The 19224-nt window shown below is 69.0% G+C and carries 18 protein-coding genes and 1 pseudogene; 5 read left to right on the top strand and 14 right to left on the bottom strand.

Going from position 1 to position 19224, the window contains the following annotated elements:
• Window positions 1–228: 228 nt before the first annotated feature.
• The 10 genes from AB0M51_RS42300 to AB0M51_RS42255 all read right to left on the bottom strand — a co-directional run bounded on the left by AB0M51_RS42300 (window position 229) and on the right by AB0M51_RS42255 (window position 10382).
• Complete coding sequence (locus AB0M51_RS42300) at window positions 229–1095, bottom strand: carbohydrate ABC transporter permease (protein WP_344199586.1); 867 nt, start codon at window positions 1093–1095, stop codon at window positions 229–231.
• Window positions 1096–1935: a sugar ABC transporter permease gene (locus AB0M51_RS42295; protein ID WP_344199583.1), complete on the bottom strand. Its 840-nt coding sequence runs from the start codon at window positions 1933–1935 to the stop codon at window positions 1096–1098.
• A 74-nt stretch (window positions 1936–2009) separates the two neighbouring features.
• Window positions 2010–3275: an extracellular solute-binding protein gene (locus AB0M51_RS42290; protein WP_344199580.1), complete on the bottom strand. Its 1266-nt coding sequence runs from the start codon at window positions 3273–3275 to the stop codon at window positions 2010–2012.
• 92 nt (window positions 3276–3367) lie between these two features.
• Window positions 3368–5386, bottom strand: a complete 2019-nt coding sequence (locus AB0M51_RS42285) for a hypothetical protein (RefSeq protein ID WP_344199577.1) — start codon at window positions 5384–5386, stop codon at window positions 3368–3370.
• 130 nt (window positions 5387–5516) lie between these two features.
• A complete protein-coding gene (locus AB0M51_RS42280; RefSeq protein WP_344199575.1) occupies window positions 5517–6080 on the bottom strand; it encodes a hypothetical protein in 564 nt (187 codons plus the stop codon).
• A complete protein-coding gene (locus AB0M51_RS42275) occupies window positions 6077–7225 on the bottom strand; it encodes an L-histidine N(alpha)-methyltransferase (RefSeq protein ID WP_344199572.1) in 1149 nt (382 codons plus the stop codon). Before AB0M51_RS42275 ends, AB0M51_RS42280 begins: the two co-directional genes overlap by 4 nt.
• 57 nt (window positions 7226–7282) lie before the next feature.
• On the bottom strand, window positions 7283–7483 hold the full coding sequence (locus AB0M51_RS42270) for a cold shock domain-containing protein (RefSeq protein WP_132316966.1): 201 nt from the start codon (window positions 7481–7483) through the stop codon (window positions 7283–7285).
• 81 nt (window positions 7484–7564) lie between these two features.
• A complete protein-coding gene (locus tag AB0M51_RS42265; RefSeq protein WP_344199565.1) occupies window positions 7565–8704 on the bottom strand; it encodes a Cmx/CmrA family chloramphenicol efflux MFS transporter in 1140 nt (379 codons plus the stop codon).
• Window positions 8705–8853: 149 nt separating this feature from the next.
• Window positions 8854–9054, bottom strand: coding sequence for a hypothetical protein (locus tag AB0M51_RS42260; protein ID WP_344199562.1), 201 nt, complete (start codon window positions 9052–9054; stop codon window positions 8854–8856).
• Window positions 9051–10382, bottom strand: coding sequence for a PspC domain-containing protein (locus AB0M51_RS42255; RefSeq protein WP_344199559.1), 1332 nt, complete (start codon window positions 10380–10382; stop codon window positions 9051–9053). Before AB0M51_RS42255 ends, AB0M51_RS42260 begins: the two co-directional genes overlap by 4 nt.
• Window positions 10383–10561: 179 nt before the next feature.
• On the opposite strand from AB0M51_RS42255, the gene AB0M51_RS42250 reads away from it, so the two are divergent.
• The 5 genes and pseudogenes from AB0M51_RS42250 (at window position 10562) to AB0M51_RS42230 (ending at window position 15475) form a co-directional block, all read left to right on the top strand.
• Entirely contained in the window at window positions 10562–12121 is a 1560-nt protein-coding gene (locus tag AB0M51_RS42250; protein WP_344199557.1) for a PspC domain-containing protein, read from the top strand.
• A complete protein-coding gene (locus tag AB0M51_RS42245) occupies window positions 12118–12759 on the top strand; it encodes a response regulator transcription factor (protein ID WP_344199554.1) in 642 nt (213 codons plus the stop codon). Before AB0M51_RS42250 ends, AB0M51_RS42245 begins: the two co-directional genes overlap by 4 nt.
• Window positions 12760–12806: 47 nt before the next feature.
• Window positions 12807–13652 (top strand): transposase, encoded by an 846-nt coding sequence (locus AB0M51_RS42240; protein WP_344199551.1) that lies wholly within the window; start codon window positions 12807–12809, stop codon window positions 13650–13652.
• A pseudogene (locus AB0M51_RS42235) lies at window positions 13538–14068 on the top strand (RNA-guided endonuclease TnpB family protein); the annotation flags it as partial. The gene AB0M51_RS42240 and the pseudogene AB0M51_RS42235, both read left to right, overlap by 115 nt.
• 84 nt (window positions 14069–14152) lie before the next feature.
• Window positions 14153–15475 (top strand): C1 family peptidase, encoded by a 1323-nt coding sequence (locus AB0M51_RS42230; RefSeq protein WP_344199549.1) that lies wholly within the window; start codon window positions 14153–14155, stop codon window positions 15473–15475.
• Between the two features lie 53 nt (window positions 15476–15528).
• On the opposite strand, the gene AB0M51_RS42225 is transcribed toward AB0M51_RS42230, so the two are convergent.
• Genes AB0M51_RS42225 through AB0M51_RS42210 form a run of 4 tightly spaced genes read right to left on the bottom strand, consistent with a single transcriptional unit; the run spans window position 15529 to window position 19209 of the window.
• Entirely contained in the window at window positions 15529–16317 is a 789-nt protein-coding gene (locus tag AB0M51_RS42225) for a glutamine amidotransferase (protein ID WP_344199546.1), read from the bottom strand.
• The gene (locus tag AB0M51_RS42220) at window positions 16314–17669 is read right to left on the bottom strand and encodes a MurT ligase domain-containing protein (protein ID WP_344199544.1); all 1356 of its coding nucleotides are present in this window, start codon (window positions 17667–17669) and stop codon (window positions 16314–16316) included. The genes AB0M51_RS42225 and AB0M51_RS42220 overlap by 4 nt, the downstream gene beginning before the upstream one ends.
• A 60-nt stretch (window positions 17670–17729) precedes the next feature.
• Window positions 17730–18455, bottom strand: coding sequence for an alpha/beta hydrolase (locus tag AB0M51_RS42215; RefSeq protein WP_344199541.1), 726 nt, complete (start codon window positions 18453–18455; stop codon window positions 17730–17732).
• Window positions 18456–18495: 40 nt separating this feature from the next.
• Window positions 18496–19209: a PIG-L deacetylase family protein gene (locus AB0M51_RS42210; protein ID WP_344199538.1), complete on the bottom strand. Its 714-nt coding sequence runs from the start codon at window positions 19207–19209 to the stop codon at window positions 18496–18498.
• Window positions 19210–19224: the final 15 nt, after the last annotated feature.

Here is a 19224-nt window from a genome sequence, read left to right as displayed (position 1 = left end):
GCACCCCGGCCAAGCAGTCACCCGCGAGCGCCAGCGAGCAGATCGCGGGCGGCAGCCCGCAACTCGCCGGCGGCAGCCGGCAGCAATCCGGGCGCCAGCCCCGGGGGTGGGTGGGAGCGCGCGGAGCGGCCGCGTCTGAGGAGCGCAGCGACGAAGCGAGCGGCTGCGGAGCACGCGTGGGATCGACCACATCCCCCGTTCACCACATCCGCGGGCCTCGCGTGGGTTTCAGGCCTTGAGGCCGGACATGGCGATGCTGTCGGTGAGGTAGCGCTGGAGGAGGCCGAAGACCAGGAGGCTGGGGACTACGGTGATGGTGGCGCCGGCCATGATCTGGTTGATGGGGACGGCCTGGCCTTGGAGGGTGGCGAGGCCGACGGTGAGGGTCTGCATCTTGCCGGACTGGCCGATGACGAGCGGCCAGAGGAAGTCGTTCCAGTGCCAGAGGAAGACGAAGATGCCGAGCGTCGCGAGTACCGGGCGGATCAGCGGGAGCACGATCATCGTGAAGATCCGCCACTCCGCGGCGCCGTCGATCTCGGCGGCCTCGAACAGTTCGTCGGGGAGTTGCAGGATGAACTGGCGCATCAGGAAGACCGCCTGCGAGTTCGCCAGCGTGGGCACGATCAGGCCCCAGTAGCTGTCCACCCAGTCCAGCTTCGCGACCAGGATGTACGACGGGATCAGCGTCGCCTGGAACGGCACCATCAGCGTCGCCAGGAACGCCCAGAACATGATCTCCCGGCCCGGGAACTTCTTCTTCGCGAACGCGTACCCGGCCATCGACGCGAACAGCAGCACGCACGCCACCGACACCAGCGAGTACAGCAGCGAGTTCACCGTCCAGCGTGGGATGTCCGAGCTGGACAGCACGTTCCGGAAGTTCGCCAGCGTGAAGTGTGCCGGGTTCAGCGCGCCCGGGAACGTCTGCCCGCTCGGCGGCGCGAACGCGACCAGCACCATCGCCGCGAACGGCACGATGGTCACGATCGCGGTCAGCGTCAGCAGTGTCGGCAAGGTCAGCCGGGCCGACGTACGCCGCCGGCCCGCGACGGCGGTGTCGGCCACCGGGCGGGCCTCGAGTACCTGCGTCATCTAGTCGTCCCTCCCGACGAGCCGGCGCTGTACGAGCGAGACGATCAGCACGATCAGGAACAGCACCAGACCGATCGCGCTGGCGTAGCCGAAGTCGAAGTACTTGAAGCCGCTGTCGTACAGGAAGTACACGATCGAGTAGCTGGCGTGCACCGGGCCGCCGCCGGTCATCACGTACATCGCGTCGAAGACCTGGAACGCGCCGATCGTCTCGATCACCAGCACGAAGAACAGCACCGGGCGGAGCTGCGGCAGCGTGACGTACCGGAACCGTTGCCAGGTGCCCGCACCGTCGATCATCGCGGCCTCGAGGTACGACTTCGGTACCGCCTGCAGGCCGGCGAGCAGGATCAGCATCGAGTACCCGAAGCCCTTCCAGGCCGAGGTCACCGCGATCGACGGCAGCACGGTGCCCGCCCGGCTGAGGAAGTCGATCGGGCCGACACCGATCAGCCCGAGGACCGAGTTGAGCAGGCCGTCCTGGACGTCGTAGATCCATTTCCAGATCACCGCGGCGAGCACGATGCTGGTCACGTACGGCAGGAAGAACACGCCGCGGAAGAAGCCGCGGTTCCAGACGACGCGGTGCAGCAGTACGGCGGTGCCGAGCGAGAGCAGGACGGTCAGCGGTACGAAGATCACCGTGTACGTCAGCGTGACCACGAGCGCGTCGCCGAACATGCCGTCCGAGAACAGCCGCTTGTAGTTGTCCAGGGCGATGAAGTCCCACTTGCCGCTGATCCGGTAGTCGGTCAGCGAGAGCAGCAGCGCGCCGATCACCGGCAGGAACCGGAAGGCGAGGAACAGCACCAGCATCGGCGCCACGAACACCAGTCCCACCCACGGCCTGCGCAGCGACCGGCGCCGACCGGACACGGGTCCCGCCCGACCCGTGCCCGGAATCCGTACCTCGGTCAACGTTGTCTCGAGAGGAGGTCGTTGGCCTGCTTGGCGGCGTCGTCGAGGGCTTCCTGGGGCTGCTTCTTGCCGGTCAGGACGGCCTGGATGTCCGTGCTCAGGAACGACATGATCTGCCGCGCCGCCGGGTTCGGTTCACCCGGTACGGCGTACTGCAGAGCGGCGGCGAACTTCGGTGCGTTCGGGTCCGCGAGCTCGGACTTCGCGTCGCTGCGCGGCGAGTAGTACCCGGACGCCTTGGCCAGCCCGTCGAGCTGCGCCGGCTGCATCATGAACGTCAGGAACTTCTTCGCCCCGTCGATGTTGTCCGACGCCGCGTTCACCACCAGACCGCCCGGAAGCCCGAGCGCGGCCTGCTTCTCGTCCTTCAGCGGCAGCCCGATCTCGACGTTCTGCGCGCCCCAGGTCTTCGCGGCCGTGCCGGCGTCGGCCAGGACCGCGCTGAACGACATCGCGACCTTGCCCTTGCCGAGCGGCGAGTCGGCGATCACGTTGCCCGCGGTCAGCGCGGTCTTCGGGATCGCGTCCTCGTCCCACAGCGTCTTCAGGAAGGTCAGCGCCTTCAGCCCGGGCGCCTGGTTGAACGCGACGCTCTTGCCGTCGTCGGCGAACACCTTCCCGCCGGCCTGCCACAGCAGCGGGTAGAAGTTCAGGTTCAGCGTGGCCTCCGGCGAGGCCGAGTAGTCCAGTGTCTGGAACCCGGCGGCCTTCAGCTTCGGTGCCGCGGCCTTGACCTCGTCCCAGGTCTCCGGCGGCTTGCTGATCCCGGCCTTGGCCAGGACGGTCTTGTTGTACATCGTCGTGGTGACGGTGTGGTAGATCGGTGCGCCGTACACCTTGCCCTGCACGGTGAGGCCCGGTACGGCCGACGGCAGGAACTGGTCCTTCAGCGGGTTGACCACGTCGTCGACCGGCTCCAGGTTCCCGTTCGCGACGTACTGCGGGATCTGGTCCGGGATCATCGGCAGCACGTCCGGGCCCTTCTTGCCGGAGAACGCCGCGGCGAGCTTCTGGTCGCGGTCGGTCCAGGGCTGCTGCTCGATCTTCAGGTCGATGTTCGAGTTGGCGGCCTCGAAGTCGGTCTCGACCTTCTTCCAGTACGTGTCGTTGGCCGCCTTGTCGGCGATCACCGGGTACATCCAGAGCGTCAGGCTCTTCTTGCCCCCGCTGTTGCCGCTGTCACTGCCGCCGCAGGAACTGAGCGCTGCGGCGAGCACGAGCGCCGTGAGTGGTGCCGCGATGCGGCGGACGGTGATTTTCATCGCACCCCCAGGGTGTGTCCGGAAGTCAGGGCCGGAACGAACTAAACCGAATAACGGTCAGGACCGAAAGTAGCCGGGTGGAATTTCGGCTGTCAACGGCTGATATCAATCCGGAACAGCTCGGAGCCGCTGGTCATCAGTAGCTGGTGATCTCCCCGGACGCCGAGCCGCCGGTGGGCGTGCTCGACGAACAGCGTCGGGACGGACTTCGCCCCGGGCGCGATCCGGTAGATCTTGTTCAGGTCGATACTCACGTACACCGCCTCCGAGGTGGCCACGATGTCGCCGCTGGAGGTCGTCGTACCGAGCGTGAAGGAGCGCTTCAGCTTGCCGTTGCCCGGGGAGAGCGCGAAGACCGTCTTGCCGGCGACACCCCAGAGCAGGCCGTCCGGCCCGATCGTCACCGACGAGACCGTCGCCGCACCCGGCACCGGCACGGTTTCCCACAGCTTCTTCTTGCCTGTCACGTCCCACGCGAACACTGTGCCTGCTTCGCGGGTCGGCGGGGTGGTCGTCAGGCCACCGGCGATCGACGTTCCGCCGTACACGACGCCGTCCTGGGACGTCAGGCCGAACACGGACTCGTCCTGGACGACGTTCCGGTACTTCTCGGTGGTGCCGGTCGCCGGGTCGTAGATCACCAGCGCGCCGCCGAGCCGGTCGCCGTCCGGGACGGTGCCGACCGCGATCTTGCCGTCCACCTCGGTCAGCGCCCGGGCGCGGGTCTGGAACAGGTCCGGCTTGAGGTTCAGCAGCTTCGCCGGGTTGTCCGGCGTCCCGGGCGGTCCGGGGGAGTACTCCGGGCTGCTCCAGGTCTTGGTGGGGTCGTACGCGTAGAGCCGGGCCTCCGGGTACGCGCCGACGTACACGGTGCCGTCGGACGCCTCCATCAGCGCCTCGACCTGCGAGAACCGGTTGAACTTCGCCTCGCCCGTCGCCGGGTCGACGACCGAGACGCCCCCGTTGAGGAAGCCGCCGGCGTAGATGTGGTCCTTCCCGCCGGCCACGGACAGGATCTCGATCGGCTCCCGGCGGACCTTGGTCTCGAAGATCTCCGACTTGCCGGTCTGCGGGTTGTACCGGAACTCCTCGCCGCGCCAGAGCGTGCCGACCACGCTGGTCCCGGGGTAGTCGGGCAGGTTCAGGTCGGCGTACCCGATCGAGCGGGCGTTCTGGATCCGGCCCGTGAACGTCAGGCCGGTCCCGGTCAGCGTCTTGGTGGCCGGGTCGTACTTCTTCAGTTCGCTCGCCTGGATCATGTAGATCGCGCCGTCCGCGCCGATCGGCGAGATGTCCAGGCCGTGCTCGTTCGGGATCGTGTCGACCCAGGTCCGGGACGCGATGTCCCAGACGTACAGCGGGCCGGGGAAGGCGGTGCTGACCCGGGCGTACATCCGGCCGCCGCGGACGTTGAGGTCGTACACCACCTGGTCCTTCGGGTCGCCCATCCCGGGCGGTGCCGGGATCTCGGTGACCGCGCCCGTGGTCACGTCGACCTCGGAGAAGTACGCGTCGGGCTCGGAACCGGTGTAGAGCTTGCCGTTCCAGTAGTCGATGCTCTTCACGTACCCTTGGCCGGCCTTGATCGTGCCGTAGTCGCGGACCGCGCCGGTCGCGTGGTCGTACCGGAACACCTTGCCGTGCGGGTACGTCCCGCCGTACACGTTGCCCTGCTCGTCGACGGTGATCCGCAGGATGAACGTCTCGGTGGAGAGTGGCCGGCCGAGGTCCTCCGCGGTGGTCGCGCCCGGCTTCAACCGGTACAGGTGGCCGTTGTTGTAGGTGCCGGCGTAGATCGTGCCGTCGGGCGCGGCGGCGACCGCGTAGCTGCCGTCGGCCCCGGGCAGCGCCGCGGACAGCAGGCTGTCACCGGTGGCCGGGTCGATGGCGTTCAGGTACGCCGGGCTGCCGCTGGACACGTTCCAGATCGCGGTCTTCCCGTTCGGGCCGGGCGCGACCGTACCGCCGATCAGCAGTACGTCGGACAGCGGTGTGCCGAGTGAGACGACGGTGCCCACGGGTGGTTTGTGCCCCGCCTGGGCCGGTGTAGTCAGGGTGGTGCCGAGCACGGCGACGAGGGCCAGTGCGAGAAGGGAGCGGACTGATCGCATGCGATTGCCTCCGGGGTGCCCCGTATTTACGGTCCTGTCCGAAAGTGAAGCCCTCGCGGCGTGACGAAGTCAACGGCTCGGCGAAATTTGCCACTACTGGCAGCGATCGCCCCGGTTACGGCCCTGCCCGTTAGGTCGGCGGGAGCTTGTCCAGCAGCTCCTGGAGCAGTTCGCGGGTGGCGGCGAGGTAGCTGTCGTCGCGCTGCAGCGCCCGGCGGAAGGCGGCCAGTTCGGCCGGCGAGATGGTGTTCGAGAAGGTACTGACCTCGGTCAGGTCGAGGCGCCGGTTGAACAGGTGCACGGTGTCCCGCCAGCGGTGCAGCATCCCGACCAGCTCGGCGTCCCGGTGCAGGCCGAGCGCGCCGGACACCAGCGCCAGGTCGACCGCGGACACGATCAGCCGCGGGTACACCTGCCGGGTGGTCGGCGCGTCCGGCGAGAACCGCGGGTCGTTCAGCAGCCGGGTGTTCTCGTGCAGCTCGTCCGCGACCGCCCGCAGTACCTCGGTACGGCGTTCCGCCTCGGACGTCAGCCGCTCCACGAAGATGCCGGTCAGCCCGGCCACCAGGGTCAGCGAGTTGACGGCCGGCTCCCAGCGCGAGTTGCCCGGCCAGATGAACCAGATGATGCCGAGGACGAACGCGACCCCCAGCAGGCCGTACGTGACCCAGCTGACGAGGCGGCGCCGGTTCACTGCGACCAGATGTCGTCGGCCAGGGTGTGCGCGGTCTCGCCGGCCGCCTCCGGTGCGAGCAGCAGCAGCTCCAGGCCGAACGGGTTCGGGCGGCGGGTGTACCGGAACTGGGACTGGATCGCCTCCACCGGGGTCAGCTTGCACGCCTCGGTGAGCCGCTTCAGCCGGTCCGCGGAGTATTTCCGGGTGGTGTAGAGCCGGATCGTGTCGCCGACCGGCAGCACCACCTCGGTGTGGTCCGGCAGCTCCATCCGGATCTCGTCCCCGGTGTCGTTCTGCCAGAGGATCTTGACCAGCAGCCCGTCGTCCTCGACCTCGCCGACGAACTTCACCAGGTCGTTGTTGATCTTCAGGTCGGTGTTGTACCGCAGCGCACTGGTCACGAACTCCGCGAACGCCCGGGTCTGGTGGTACTCGTCCGCGGCCGCGTCGGCGGCTTCCTGGTCGAGTCGCGTCGTACTGGCGACCTCGAGCAGCAGCCGGTCCTGCGGGCGCAGCACCCGGGTGAGGGTGCCGAGCAGCTCCTCGTCGCTCTCGAAGTTCGCCAGCGTGTTGCCGGTGAGCGTGAACAGGATCGGCTCGTCGCCGACCAGCCGGGCCAGCATCTCGGCCAGCTCGTCGACGTTGTCGTCGATCGAGAAGTCCAGCTGCACCGGCAGCACCTGGGAGACCGGGAACCGGGCGCCGCGGACCGGCTCCAGGGTGCCCATCCGGAGCATCTCGGAGCTCATGTCGACCGGGATGTAGTACATGTCCCGGTTGTTCCGTCGCATGTCGCTGAGGATCGTCCGGTCCTTGACGCCGGTGCCGACGCCGAGGCTGACCAGGTGGAAGCCGCCGTTCTCGACGTGCGGCCGGAGCTTGCGCCAGTGCCGCAGGAACGACTCGGTGCCGGCCTTCATCACCAGGTAGAACGGGTCGTTGGTCGCGTTCGCCCAGGCGATCGTCGGGCCGATGCCCCAGTACGAGAAGCCGGACGTGATCTGCTTGCCGTCGCCGGAGTCCGAGAACGGTCCGCGCAGGTCGCCGGTGAGCGTGGCGAGCTTGTCCGTCTGGTCCTCGCCGACCAGCAGCAAGGACCAGGCGAAGTCGTCGTCCGCCAGCGCATGCTCGAGCTTCCGGATCACCGGTACCGGCTCAGTCACGTCTCACCCCTCACACGATGAGACGTCAGGTTATCGGTTACCGGACCGGACCGCTGGTCACACCGGGGTGACCGCGTCGGCCTCCCGGCCCTTCGGACCGTCGACGATCTGGAACTCGACCTGCTGGCCGTCCTCGAGCGTCTTGTACCCGTCGGAGACGATCTTGCTCCAGTGCACGAACACGTCGTCCTGCCCGTCGACGGCCAGGAAGCCGTACCCCTTGTCCGCGTTGAACCACTTCACGGTGCCGCGCACCATCGAATCTCCTCGACCACGGAACCCGCTTCACCCGGGCCCCTCGCGACCAGCAATCTTAGAGGGTATCTGGGAACTCCGCGCCTACTGCGCGGAGTTCCCAGATACCGTCTTAATCGAGCCGCCGATGAGCAGTGCCGTGCCCACCAGCGCGGCGCTCACCCACAGCGGTCCGCGGAAGCCGGAGACGCCGATCGCGAGCCCGCCGAGGACGGGTCCGGCGGCGGCGCCGACGTTCAGGGCGGCGGTGGCCAGGCCGCCGCTCAGCACCGGGTACGCCGACCCCGCGTAGAGCGCGTACGCGATCAAGGTCGAGCCGACCGCGAACGACAGCGCCCCCTGTACGAGGACCAGGACGACGGACGGTACGACGTACCCCGCGGCCGGCGGGAAGGCGCACCAGCCGAGCAGCAGGATGCCTCCGGCAACGAGTACGAGCCGGTGGTCGCGCCGGTCGGCGTACCGCCCGGCGACGGTCACGCCCGCGAACGAGCCGAGGCCGAACAGCGCGAGCATCGGCGGCACCCAGCCGACGCCGAGCCCGGTCACCTCGGTGAGGACCGGCGACAGGTAGGTGAACGAGCAGAACGTGGCGCCGTTCACCAGCGCCCCGAGCAGCAGCAGTACGGCGAGCCGCGGCCCGACGGCGATCCGGCCCGGGCCGGCCGGGCCGGCGCCCCGCGAGGACGGGACCGAGCGGAGGATCCCGATCAACGCGGGTACCGAGATCAGCGCGACCGCCCAGAACGCGGACCGCCAGCCGAGGTACCGGCCGAGTAGGGCACCTGCCGGTACGCCGACGATGCACGCGAGCGTCGTACCGCCGAGCAGGACCGACGTCGCGCGGCCCTTCGCGTCCGGGCGGACCAGGCTGGTCGCGGTGGCGAGCGCGATCGCGAGGAAGCCGGCGTTCGCGAGCGCGGCCAGGACCCGGGTGCCGAGCAGTACGGCGAAGCTGCCGGTCAGCGCACCGACCACGTGGACGGTGAGGAAAACGGTCAGTGTCACGAGCAACGTCCGGCGTCGCGGCCAGCGGGCGCCGAGGACCGCGATCGCCGGCGCGCCGACGATCATCCCGAGCGCGAACGCGGAGGTCAGCCAGCCGGCCGCCGGGATCGAGACGCCCAGGTCGTGGGCGATGTCCGGGCCGAGCCCGGAGAACATGAACTCAGAGGTGGCCTGCGCGAAGACGGCAAGCCCGAGCAGATACAGCACGAAAGGCATGGAGGTGCTCCGTAACCAGAGGAAGACGGCATGAGTCGTCTCCGGCCGGTTCCGGGGTCGTCACGGAACGGCCGGCGGTTACGGTCTGTCCGCCTCCGGGCTGGTCACGGGCTGGAGCCTAGAGAACCGCGTCCACCGCGTCCACCGAGTTAGCCGCGATGGGAGGCGGCGAGGCCGAGGAGGCCGGCGGCGACCAGCAGGAGGGCGCTGGTCACGCCGAGGTCGCCGGTCTGCAGGACGCCGTTGTCGGTGAGCATCCAGATCGTGGCGGCACCGGTCAGGACGGTGCCGGCCACCACGCCGGGAACGTCCGGCCGTGTCTTGGGGCCCGTCTTGCGCTGCTCGCTCATCCGCGCTCCACCTTGATGCTGCCGAGTTTGAGGTTCACGTCCAGGGTGACCTGCTCGCCGGCCTTCGCGTCCGCGCCCAGGTCGTCCAGGGCCAGCTTGGCATTATGGCCGCTGCGGTCCTGGTTGAGGAAGGCAACGTCTCCCATCTCGGCCGATACCTGCCCCTTCACGTCGACGTTCTCCGGCAGTTTGACGACCACCTCGCCGGCGCCGCCGCGCACCTCGACCCTGGCGCCGGGCGCGAACGTCGCCCTGGTCAGGTCCAGGTGCACCGACCCGGCGTCGAACTGGTAGCTCGAGCCGTTCGCGGTGATCGTCGTACCGGTCGGCGCCACGTAGTTCGTGTCGGCGAAGTTCCGCGGTACGGCGGTGAACACCGTACTGACGACCGCACCGGCCGCGAGCAGGATCCCGAGCGGGAGCAGGCCGAGGGTCCGGCCGACGAACCCGCCGAGCAGCATGCCGGCGCCGAGCGTGGCCACGCCGATCACCAGCATCGTGGACGTGGTCGCGCCGGCCAGCGCCGCGATGGCGATCGCGAGCCCGGTCAGCACCACGACGATCGACTTGACGCCGCGCATGCCCTTCGCGGGCGGTCCGGCCGGCGTACTCGCGGCCGGCGGACGGGCGCCGTTCGGCGGCTCGTCGGCGTACAGGCCGAGGGGGTCGTCCTCGGTCCACACAGACTGGACCGGTTCGACGGTGCGGTCCTGGGGTCGCTGTGTGGCCGAGGACGACGGGCCCGCCGGGGGAGCCGACGGACCGGTCTGCGGCGCGGTGAACTGCTGGGAGCTGTACGGCTGCGTGCTGTCCGGCTGCGTGGTGTCCGGCCGGCCGGTCGGCGGCACCGCGTCCTGCGGGCGTTGCCGGCCCTGCTTCGTGCCGTTGTTCTTGCGGTGCTTGGAGAGCAGCCAGATGACCGCGATCACGATCACCGGACCCGGGATGAAGTGGCCGAACTTGAACGACGACATGGTCGCGATCCCGGCGAACACGCAGATCCCGATCACCACCGGCCAGAACCACGGGTGGTCGGTCCGGATCCGGTCGCCGAGCAGGCCCTGCACCGGCGCCCGGTCGCTGCCCTCCTCGGGCATCAGCACCCAGGCGGCGACGTAGAAGATCAGCCCGGGGCCGCTGATGATCAGCACGGCCATCACCACGCGGACCAGCACCGGGTCGATGTTCAGCGAACGCCCGATGCCGCCGCAGACGCCCGCGACCCAACGGTCCGACCTGCTGCGCCGCCAGCTCTGGGGGTTCTGCAGGCGGTTGTGGTCGAACCCGGCGGGTCCACTCTGGTTCTGCTCCATGTCATCGATACTCACACCGGATCCGGCGGCGAACATCGGGGATGCACCCTGACGGGTCCCGGAGACCGCCCGATCGAACAGCACCGTTCGGGGTTCTCCCCGAGTCGACCCTGACGACGGCACGCCGGGGCTGAGGAGGCGGCCGGGGACAAGCCTGCTGGTGTCGGGCCGGTCCGCATGTGACGATCGTGGTGATGAGCCAGCCAGCAGCCATGCCGCCGGGCGGACCTCCGAAGACGGAGGGACAGCCCGAGCCTACGCCTGGGCAGAACCAGGACCAGTGGCGCTACAAGGGCTGGGGTCCACAGGGCCCGGGCCAGTACCAGGGCCCGTACGCCGCTTACGCCGCCCGCATGAGAACAGGCGCGGCGGGGCTGCCCGGCGGTGCCGGTGGTCCGGGGTCAGCTGGGGGTCCTGGTGCGCCTACTGGTGCTGGGTGGGGTGCGGCCGGCTACGGCCAGCCGACCTCCGGTGCGCCGCAGGCGACCGATCCGCCGCGGCGGGCTTATCGGCGTACTGAGGGGCGCGTCATTGCCGGTGTCGCCGGTGGGGTTGCGGATCATCTCGGGATTTCGGACACCGTCGTACGGCTGGTGCTGATCGCGACGACCGTGTCCGGCGGGTTCGGCGTACTGATCTACGCGGCGCTGTGGTTCCTGATGCCGCTCGCGCCGGAGCGGGTGCCGGGCGCGCCGGGGCTGGCCGCGCACACCCGCAGCGGGATGCGGACCGACGAGCAGCCGGCGCCGGTGACCGAGGCGAAGGAGCGGAAGCGCGAGAAGAGCCGCGGACAGCTGCCCGCGCTGGTGGCCATCGGCATCGGTCTGCTGATCCTGCTGCAGGTCGCCGGATTCGGCATCGCCGGGAAGCTGTTCTGGCCGCTGGTGTTCGCCGCGACCGGTCTGGCGCTGATCTGGCGGCAGGCCGACGAGGCGCAGAAGGACAAGTGGACGCAGGACATCCGGGTCCCGATCCTCGGCCTGGTGCTCGGCAAGGGCGGCTGGAAGTCGCTGGTCCGGATCGCGGTCGGCCTGGTCCTGCTCGGTACGGCGGTCACGCTGTTCCTGGTCCAGAACGGCCGCCTCCAGATGGTCGGCGACGTACTGATCGCCCTGCTGCTCGCGGTCGTCGGGATCGGCGTGATCGCGGGCCCGTGGGTGCACCGGCTGACCCGGGACCTGAACGCCGAGCGTGCCGAGCGGGTCCGCTCCCAGGAGCGCGCCGACATGGCCGCGCACCTGCACGACTCGGTCCTGCAGACGCTGGCGCTGATCCAGAAGCAGGCCGAGGACCCGAAGGCGGTCGCCCGGCTGGCGCGGTCGCAGGAGCGCGAGCTGCGGTCCTGGCTGTACGACGAGGAGCACGACGCCGACCAGACCGTCGCCGGTGCCGCGAAACAGGCGGCCGCCGAGGTGGAGGACTCGCACGGCGTGCCGGTCGAGGTGGTCACGGTCGGCGACTGCGACCTGACCGAGCAACTGGCGTCGATGGTCCGGGCCGCCCGGGAGTCGATGGTGAACGCGGCCAAGCACTCCGGTGCTGCGAAGATCGACGTGTTCGTCGAGGTGGACGGCGACCGGGTGGAGATGTTCGTCCGGGACCGCGGCAAGGGCTTCGCCGTGGACGAGGTCCCGGACGACCGGCTCGGCTTGCGGCACAGTGTGATGGGCAGGATGGAACGGCACGGCGGCCGCGCGACGGTGCGGTCCGATCCGGAGACAGGGACCGAAGTGCGACTGGAGATGGACAGATGAGCAGCAGGCGGGTTGTCGTCGTCGACGATCACGACATGTTCCGGGCCGGGGTACGCAGCGAGATCGGTACGTCGGTCGACATCGTCGGGGAGGGGTCCGACGTCGACACCGCGGTGAAGGCGATCGTCGGCACCGAGCCGGACGTCGTACTGCTCGACGTCCACCTCCCCGGTGGTGGTGGCACCGAGGTGATGAAGCAGGTGCACCAACGTCACCCGGAGATCAAGTTCCTGGCGCTGTCGGTGTCCGACGCCGCCGAGGACGTGATCGGCGTGATCCGGGCCGGCGCCCGCGGGTACGTGACCAAGAACATCTCCGGCACCGAGCTGGTGGACGCGATCAACCGGGTCGCCGAGGGCGACGCGGTGTTCTCGCCGCGGCTGGCGGGTTTCGTCCTGGACGCGTTCTCCGGCGCGATCGACATCGCGTCGGTGGACGAGGACCTCGACCGGCTCTCGCAGCGCGAACGCGAGGTGCTCCGGCTGATCGCCCGCGGTTACGCGTACAAGGAGGTCGCCCGGGAGCTGTTCATCTCGGTGAAGACCGTGGAGACGCACGTCTCGTCCGTACTGCGGAAGCTCCAGCTCTCGAACCGCCACGAACTGACCCGCTGGGCTACAGACCGCCGCCTGGTCTGAGCACCACGTCCCGCCAGGCCAGGTACCTGGACGGACACTGTGGTGCGGTGCGTAAGGCGTACAACTGGGGCCTCGGCCGGGTCAAGGCAGTGATGAGCCAACGAGCAGCCGAAACCAGTTACGGCCTTCCGGAGGAGTTGTTGACGCCGGCGGTCTCCTGGTCGATGTACTCACTGCGCAAGGCCTGGAACGAGGCCAAGGCGACAGGTGCGCCTTGGTGGGCGGAGTACTCCAAGGAGGCCTATGCGTCGGGCTTGACGCAGCTGGCCGCGGCGTTGAAGAACTGGGGCGACTCACGCAGCGGCAGGCGCGTTGGGCGGGCGGTGGCGTTCCCGCGGTTCAAGTCCAAGCGCAAGGCGGCCAAGTCGTGCCGGTTCACCACCGGGGCGATTGGCTGCGATGAGCGGTACGCCGTACTGCCGCGCATCGGCCGTATCCGGCTGCACGAGACACCGGCAGTGGAGCTGCTCGACGGCACGGCCCGGATCCTGGCGGCGACGATCCGCTTTGAGCGCGGCCGGTGGTTCGTGTCGTTCACCGTCGAACAGGCGACGCCGGCCCGGGTCCCGCGGCGGCCGGATGCTGTGGTCGGTGTGGACCTGGGCCTCAGGAGTCTTGCCGTCTTGTCCGAGCCTGGGGGTGAACCGCAGACGGTGACCAACCCCAAGCACCTGAGCTCGTCGCTGCGCAAGCTCGGCAAGCTGTCGCGGCGCGTGTCCCGTCGCGTCGGCCGGATCGCCGTACCGGCAGGGTCCCGTCGAGCCGGTGGAAGCGTGCCAACGACCAGCGCAATCGTGTCTTTCACACGGTGGCGTACCAGCGCGCCGACGCGCTGCACAAGTTCACCACCGCGATCGCCGCCGAGTACGGGACCGTCGTGGTGGAGGACCTGAATGTTGCTGGGATGCTGAAGAACAGGCGTCTCGCCCGCGCTCTCGGGGATGCGGGGTTCGGTGAGGTCCGGCGGCAGTTGGCGTACAAGACCGAGTGGAACGGTGGGCGGCTGATCGTGGCCGACCGTTGGTTTCCTTCCAGTAAGACGTGTTCGGGGTGTGGAGTGGTGAAAGCCAAGCTGCTCTTGTCCGAGCGTGACTACATCTGTGGGTTCTGCGGTCTGATGATGGATCGTGATGTGAACGCGGCGAGGAACCTTGCCGCGCTGGCGGTCGCCGCGAGTGGTGCGGAGACGTTAAACGGACGTGGAGCCGACCAGAAGACCCGGGGCATCGGGCAGGTGGCTGTGAAGCGTCAACCCGGCAGCCCAGTGTGTGAGACCGGGACCGCCTCGCCAGAGGCTGCGAGTGTCTGAGAGATGGCACCTTCGCGCAACGGCATGGATTCGCCACTCCGTATCGGCGGTCCGGGGTTGGGAGCTGTTATACGGTCGACTGTTATGGAGCGGAATCTCACAGCCGATCAGCTCGCGCTCTTCGAGAAGGAGTTCGCGTCGAACCCGCAGTACCGGGTGATGCAGAACGCCGTCACGCAGACGCCGGTCAACAACATCGCCCTGGATCGCCAGGTCGTCACGTCGATGGACCATTCGGTGTCCCATCTACTGGACGACTGGAAGGTGACCAACCAGAAGAAGAGCGGCCGGTGCTGGATGTTCGCCGGGCTGAACCTGCTCCGGGTGGGCGCCGCCGAGAAGCTGGGCGTCAAGGACTTCGAGTTCTCCCAGAACTACGTGCTGTTCTGGGACAAGTTCGAGCGCGCGAACTTCTTCCTGGAGGCGATCATCGAGACCGCCGGCCGGGACGCCGACGACCGGACGGTGGCGCACCTGCTGTCCGACCCGATCGGTGACGGCGGCCAGTGGAACATGTTCATCGCGGTGGTGCGCAAGCACGGCCTGGTGCCGAAGACCGCGATGCCGGAGAGCGAGAGTTCGTCGGCGACCGCGCAGCTGAACGACGTCCTCCGCAAGCTGCTCCGGCAGGGCGCGCGCGACCTGCGGGCGCTGGACGGCGAGGAGGCCCGGCGTGACCGCAAGGGCGAGATCCTGACCACCGTGCACCGGGTGCTGAGCATCCATCTCGGCACGCCGCCGCAGAAGTTCCTGTGGCAGTGGAAGGACACCGACAAGGGCTTCCACCGGGACGGCTGGATCACCCCGACCGAGTTCGCCGCGAAGTACGTGCAGCTGCCGGTCGACGACTACGTCTGCCTGGTGCACGACCCGCGCTCGACCAGCCCGGTCGGCCGGACGTTCACCGTGGACTACCTCGGCAACGTCATCGACGCGCCGCCGGTGGTGTACCTGAACGTCGAGATGGACCTGATGAAGCAGCTCACCCAGGACGCGATCGTCGGCGGCGAGCCGGTCTGGTTCGGCTGCGACGTCGGCAAGCAGATGAACGGCGACCTCGGCTTCTGGGACGCCAAGCTGTACGACTACGAGGCCGTGTACGACACCGAGTTCACGCTGGACAAGGCCGACCGCCTGGTGCACCACGAGACGCTGATGACGCACGCGATGCTGTTCACCGGCGTGGACGTGGTGGACGGCAAGCCGCGCCGCTGGCGGGTCGAGAACAGCTGGGGCGACGAGAAGGCCGACAGCGGCTTCTGGACCATGAACGACTCGTGGTTCGGTGAGCACGTCTTCGAGATCGCCGTACGCCGTTCCGCGCTGCCGGCGGACCTGCAGGCGCGCCTCGACGACGAGCCGATCGTTCTCCCGGCCTGGGACCCGATGGGCGCCCTCGCCGACTGACCGGAATCACCTGAGGTCCCGGGATCATTCGCTGATCCCGGGACCTTTTGTGTCTATCGATGACGGAGAGCCGCGGACAAGCGGTGCAGGCGCCTGCGGCGCGGATGCAGGGTCGTCTGGTGGCCTTGCGGGCGGGCGGCGGCGATTGTCGCCGCGCGGACGGCGAGTGCGTCGTCCAGCGGTTCGAGTTCTTCGACGCCGAAGCGGCGGCGTAATGCGCAGAGCAGCAAATGATCGGCGAGCGCGGGATTCTTCGGCAGCGCCGGACCGTGCAGATACGTGCCGATCGTGTTCCCGGCCACCGCTCCTTCGTCACCCGTACTGCCGTTGTTGCCGAACCCCTGCAGGACCGTCCCGAGCGCCTGCTGCCCCTCCTCGAGCACCGTCCGCCCGGAGTGGTTCTCGAATCCGACCAACTGCCCGAACGGGCTGTCCACCACGATGTTCCCGATCATCCGGTCCGGCCCCGCGGTGGTCCGGCTCCGGAAGATCCCGAGTCCCGGGAAATGCCGCCCGTCGGCGTCGAAGAAATCCTGGCCGAACAGCTGGTAACTCCCGCAGATCAGCAGCATCGGGACCCCGTCGGCGGATATCTTCCGCAATTCGTCGCCACGGGCGAGCAAATCCTCCGCGTTGACGGTTTGCGCGGAATTCTGGCCGCCGCCGCCGAACACCAGATCCACACTCGAGAAGTCGAAAACCTGCCCCGGTTCCACCGGTAGTACCGCAGCCTGGAATCCCCGCCATTCCAGCCGTTTCGCCAGCGTGATGACATTTCCCAGGTCCCCGTACACGTTCAGGTCCCGGGGATACAGGTGCGCGATCCGCAAGGTCTTGGTCATGCGGCGGCCTGACGGCTGTGGAGGGCCCGCCGTACCTGCAGCATCGCGGTGTAGGTCGGCAGGATGTAGCCGTCCCCGCCCGGTGGCAGGCCCGCCAGCAATCGGGAGATGCCGTCGTCGACGCTGGACGCCACCGCCGCCTCGGTCCCGGCGTAGTGCAGCCGCAACGCCATCTCGTACGCCCGTGTCCCGGCCGTGACGACCTCCGGCCGGCCGGAGGTCAGGGCTTCCAGCGGTACGTCCCACAGCCAGGACACGTCGCGGCCGTCGGCGGGAAGGTCGTTGACCGCGATCAGGACCCGCGGCTGCGCCCGCCCGATCAGGAACGTGTCCAGCACCTGGGCGAACCCGGCCGGGTTCTTGATCAGCAGCAGCCACAGCGTCCTGCCCTGTATCTCGGTCTTCTCGACCCGCCCGAACGCGGCCTCGGTCGTCCGCACCGCCTCGGCGGTCACGGCGGGATCCAGGCCCAGCCCGGTCGCCACGCTCACCGCGGCCAGCGCGTTGTAGAGGTTGTACGTCCCCGACAGTCCGAACTGCATGCGGTGCGGTACGCCGTCGGCCGACACCGTGAACTCCGTGCCGTCGAGATCCGCGTGCTCCACCGCGGTGACCGCGACGTCCGGGCGTGGCCGGGTGAGGTCGCCGTTCGGGCAGCTGTAGTGGCCGAGGTGGCTGTAGAAGATCCGGTCGAACCGCAGCCGTTCGCCGCACCGCGAGCATCGGTCCGAGTCGACGGCGGAGTGCGCGTCGGTCAGCCGGTCCGGCAACTGCTCGATCCCGAAGTAGCTGACCCGGTCCGGCCCGCGTGCCGCGGTGGCCAGGCTCGCGACGCGGGCGTCGTCGGCGTTCAGGTACAGGTGGGCGTCCACGGCCGCGATGCCTTCGGCGAGCAGCGCGGCCGTGGTGTCGACCTCGCCGTACCGGTCGAGTTGGTCGCGGAACAGGTTCAGCACCACGAGGTGCCGCGGCCGGAGCTCCGGCGCGACCAGGCGCAAGCTGGCCTCGTCGACCTCGAACACCCCGATGGTCGCGCCGATCCGCCCGCGCAGGTCGGCGGCCGCGAGCAGTGCCGAGACGACGCCGCTGCGCAGGTTCGCGCCGGACTCGTTGGTGAGCACCGACTCACCCGCCCGCCGGAGCGCCGCGACCAGCAGCTTGGTGGTCGTCGTCTTTCCGTTCGTGCCGGTCACCAGAATGCAGCCGTGCGGTAATTGTCCGGCCAATTTCCGGGGCAGCTCCGGAGCTATTTTTCCGACGATCACGCCGGGGAGCGTCCGGCCGCCCCTGCCGAGGCGCCGGCTGAGCGCGGCCACGGTCCGGGCGACAGCAATCGCAGCCGTTTCTCGCATAACTGAATTCTAAGACCGGCAGTCAATTGGAACTCAGCGTCCGCTCAGCTCAGTAAATACTCAGGAAATAAGTTTCAAGGCTTCGCCGGGGCGTTCGAGGGTGGGCAGGTGCCCGGCCCACGGCAGGTGGATCCGCTCGGCGTCCGGCAGACGTTCCGCGAGGTGGTCGGCGCTGTCGGTGAAGAACTTGTAGTCGTGCCCGCCGGTGATCAGCCGCACCGGCATGGTGAGCTTCTCCGGCTCGACCGCCCATTCCTCGTTGTCGACGTCCCCGGCGGCCAGTTGTACGTCGTACGCGCGCTTCTGCATCTCCCGCAGCAGCTCGCGGGCCTCGTCGTCGGCCTCCGGGCCGATCCAGTGCCGGACGGTCAGGTCGGTCGCGCCGTCGACGTCGCCCGCGTCGAGAAGCTTTCCTTCCTCGCCCCACAGCGCGCGCAGCTCGTCGTCCGGCTCCACGTCGTCCGTCGGCGCGCAGACCAGCACCAGCCGCGCGAACAGGTCCGGCCTCCGGCTCGCCAGCTGCTGTACGACGTACCCGCCGAACGAGGCTCCGACCGCGGTCACGTCGTGCGCGCCGAGCTCCTCGAGGACCGCGAGGGCGTCGCCGGCGTCGGAGTACCGCGGTGCCGACGGCGTCTCGCCGTACCCACGGAGGTCCAGGGTGATCACCCGGTGGCTGGTCTTCAGCTCCGCGACCTGGCGCGCCCACATACGCGAATCGGCGACACCCGCGTGGACCAGCAACAAATCCGGGCCTTCCCCGGCTACTGCATGAGAAATCGTCATGGCTGCACCTTCTACGGCGCGGGCCCGCCCGGCAAACTGATTACAGACGGACGACGGTAAAGGCCTCGGCGTAGTGGTTGGCCGGGAAACCCGCCGTGGCCGCGACCTGCGCGAAGTTGGCGCGGATGCCGGTGCGGAGGCCGTCGGGGTCGCGGTGCTGGCTGGTGTGCGACATCAGCGCGGCCAGCTTCCGGTCGAACGTGTCGGTGACGTCGACGTAGTGGTTCGCGACCGGGTGGTCCATCATCCACAGCTCGCCGACGTCCCACGCCTCCTCGGCCAGGTCCGGGTACGCGTACGGGTTGCCGGCCGCCGGGTAGAACGCCCGGACGGTGGCCTCGGCGGCGGCCAGGTGGTCCGGGTGCGAGACCTGCAGGCGGTTCCACGAGCGTTCGGGGGACTGGGTGAGGATGCGCTGCGGGCGGACCGTGCGGATGACCCGGCTGATGTCGCGGACGAGCTCAGCGGTCGGTTCGACGGCGCCGTCCTGGTACCCGAGGAAGTGCAGGTCGCGGACGCCCACGTGCTGTCCCGCGGCGGTCTGCTCGGCCCGTCGTACGGCGGGGATCTCGGCCCGGTCGCGCTCGGGCTCGAAGCCGCCGGCCTGGCCGTCGGTGACGATGCAGTACTGCACCTCGATGCCGGCCTTCGTCCACAGCGCGACCGTCCCGGCGCCGCCGAAGTCGATGTCGTCAGGGTGGGCGACCACTACGAGAATCCGCTCGATCTCCGCATCAGGTCGTGGTTCAGTCACCCGCTGACCCTAGCT

Origin of the sequence: Kribbella sp. NPDC051137 (assembly GCF_040682535.1) — a bacterium.
GTDB lineage: Bacteria > Actinomycetota > Actinomycetes > Propionibacteriales > Kribbellaceae > Kribbella > Kribbella karoonensis.
Note: the sequence above shows the minus strand (reverse complement) of the source record. Positions and strands in the feature narration are given on the sequence as shown.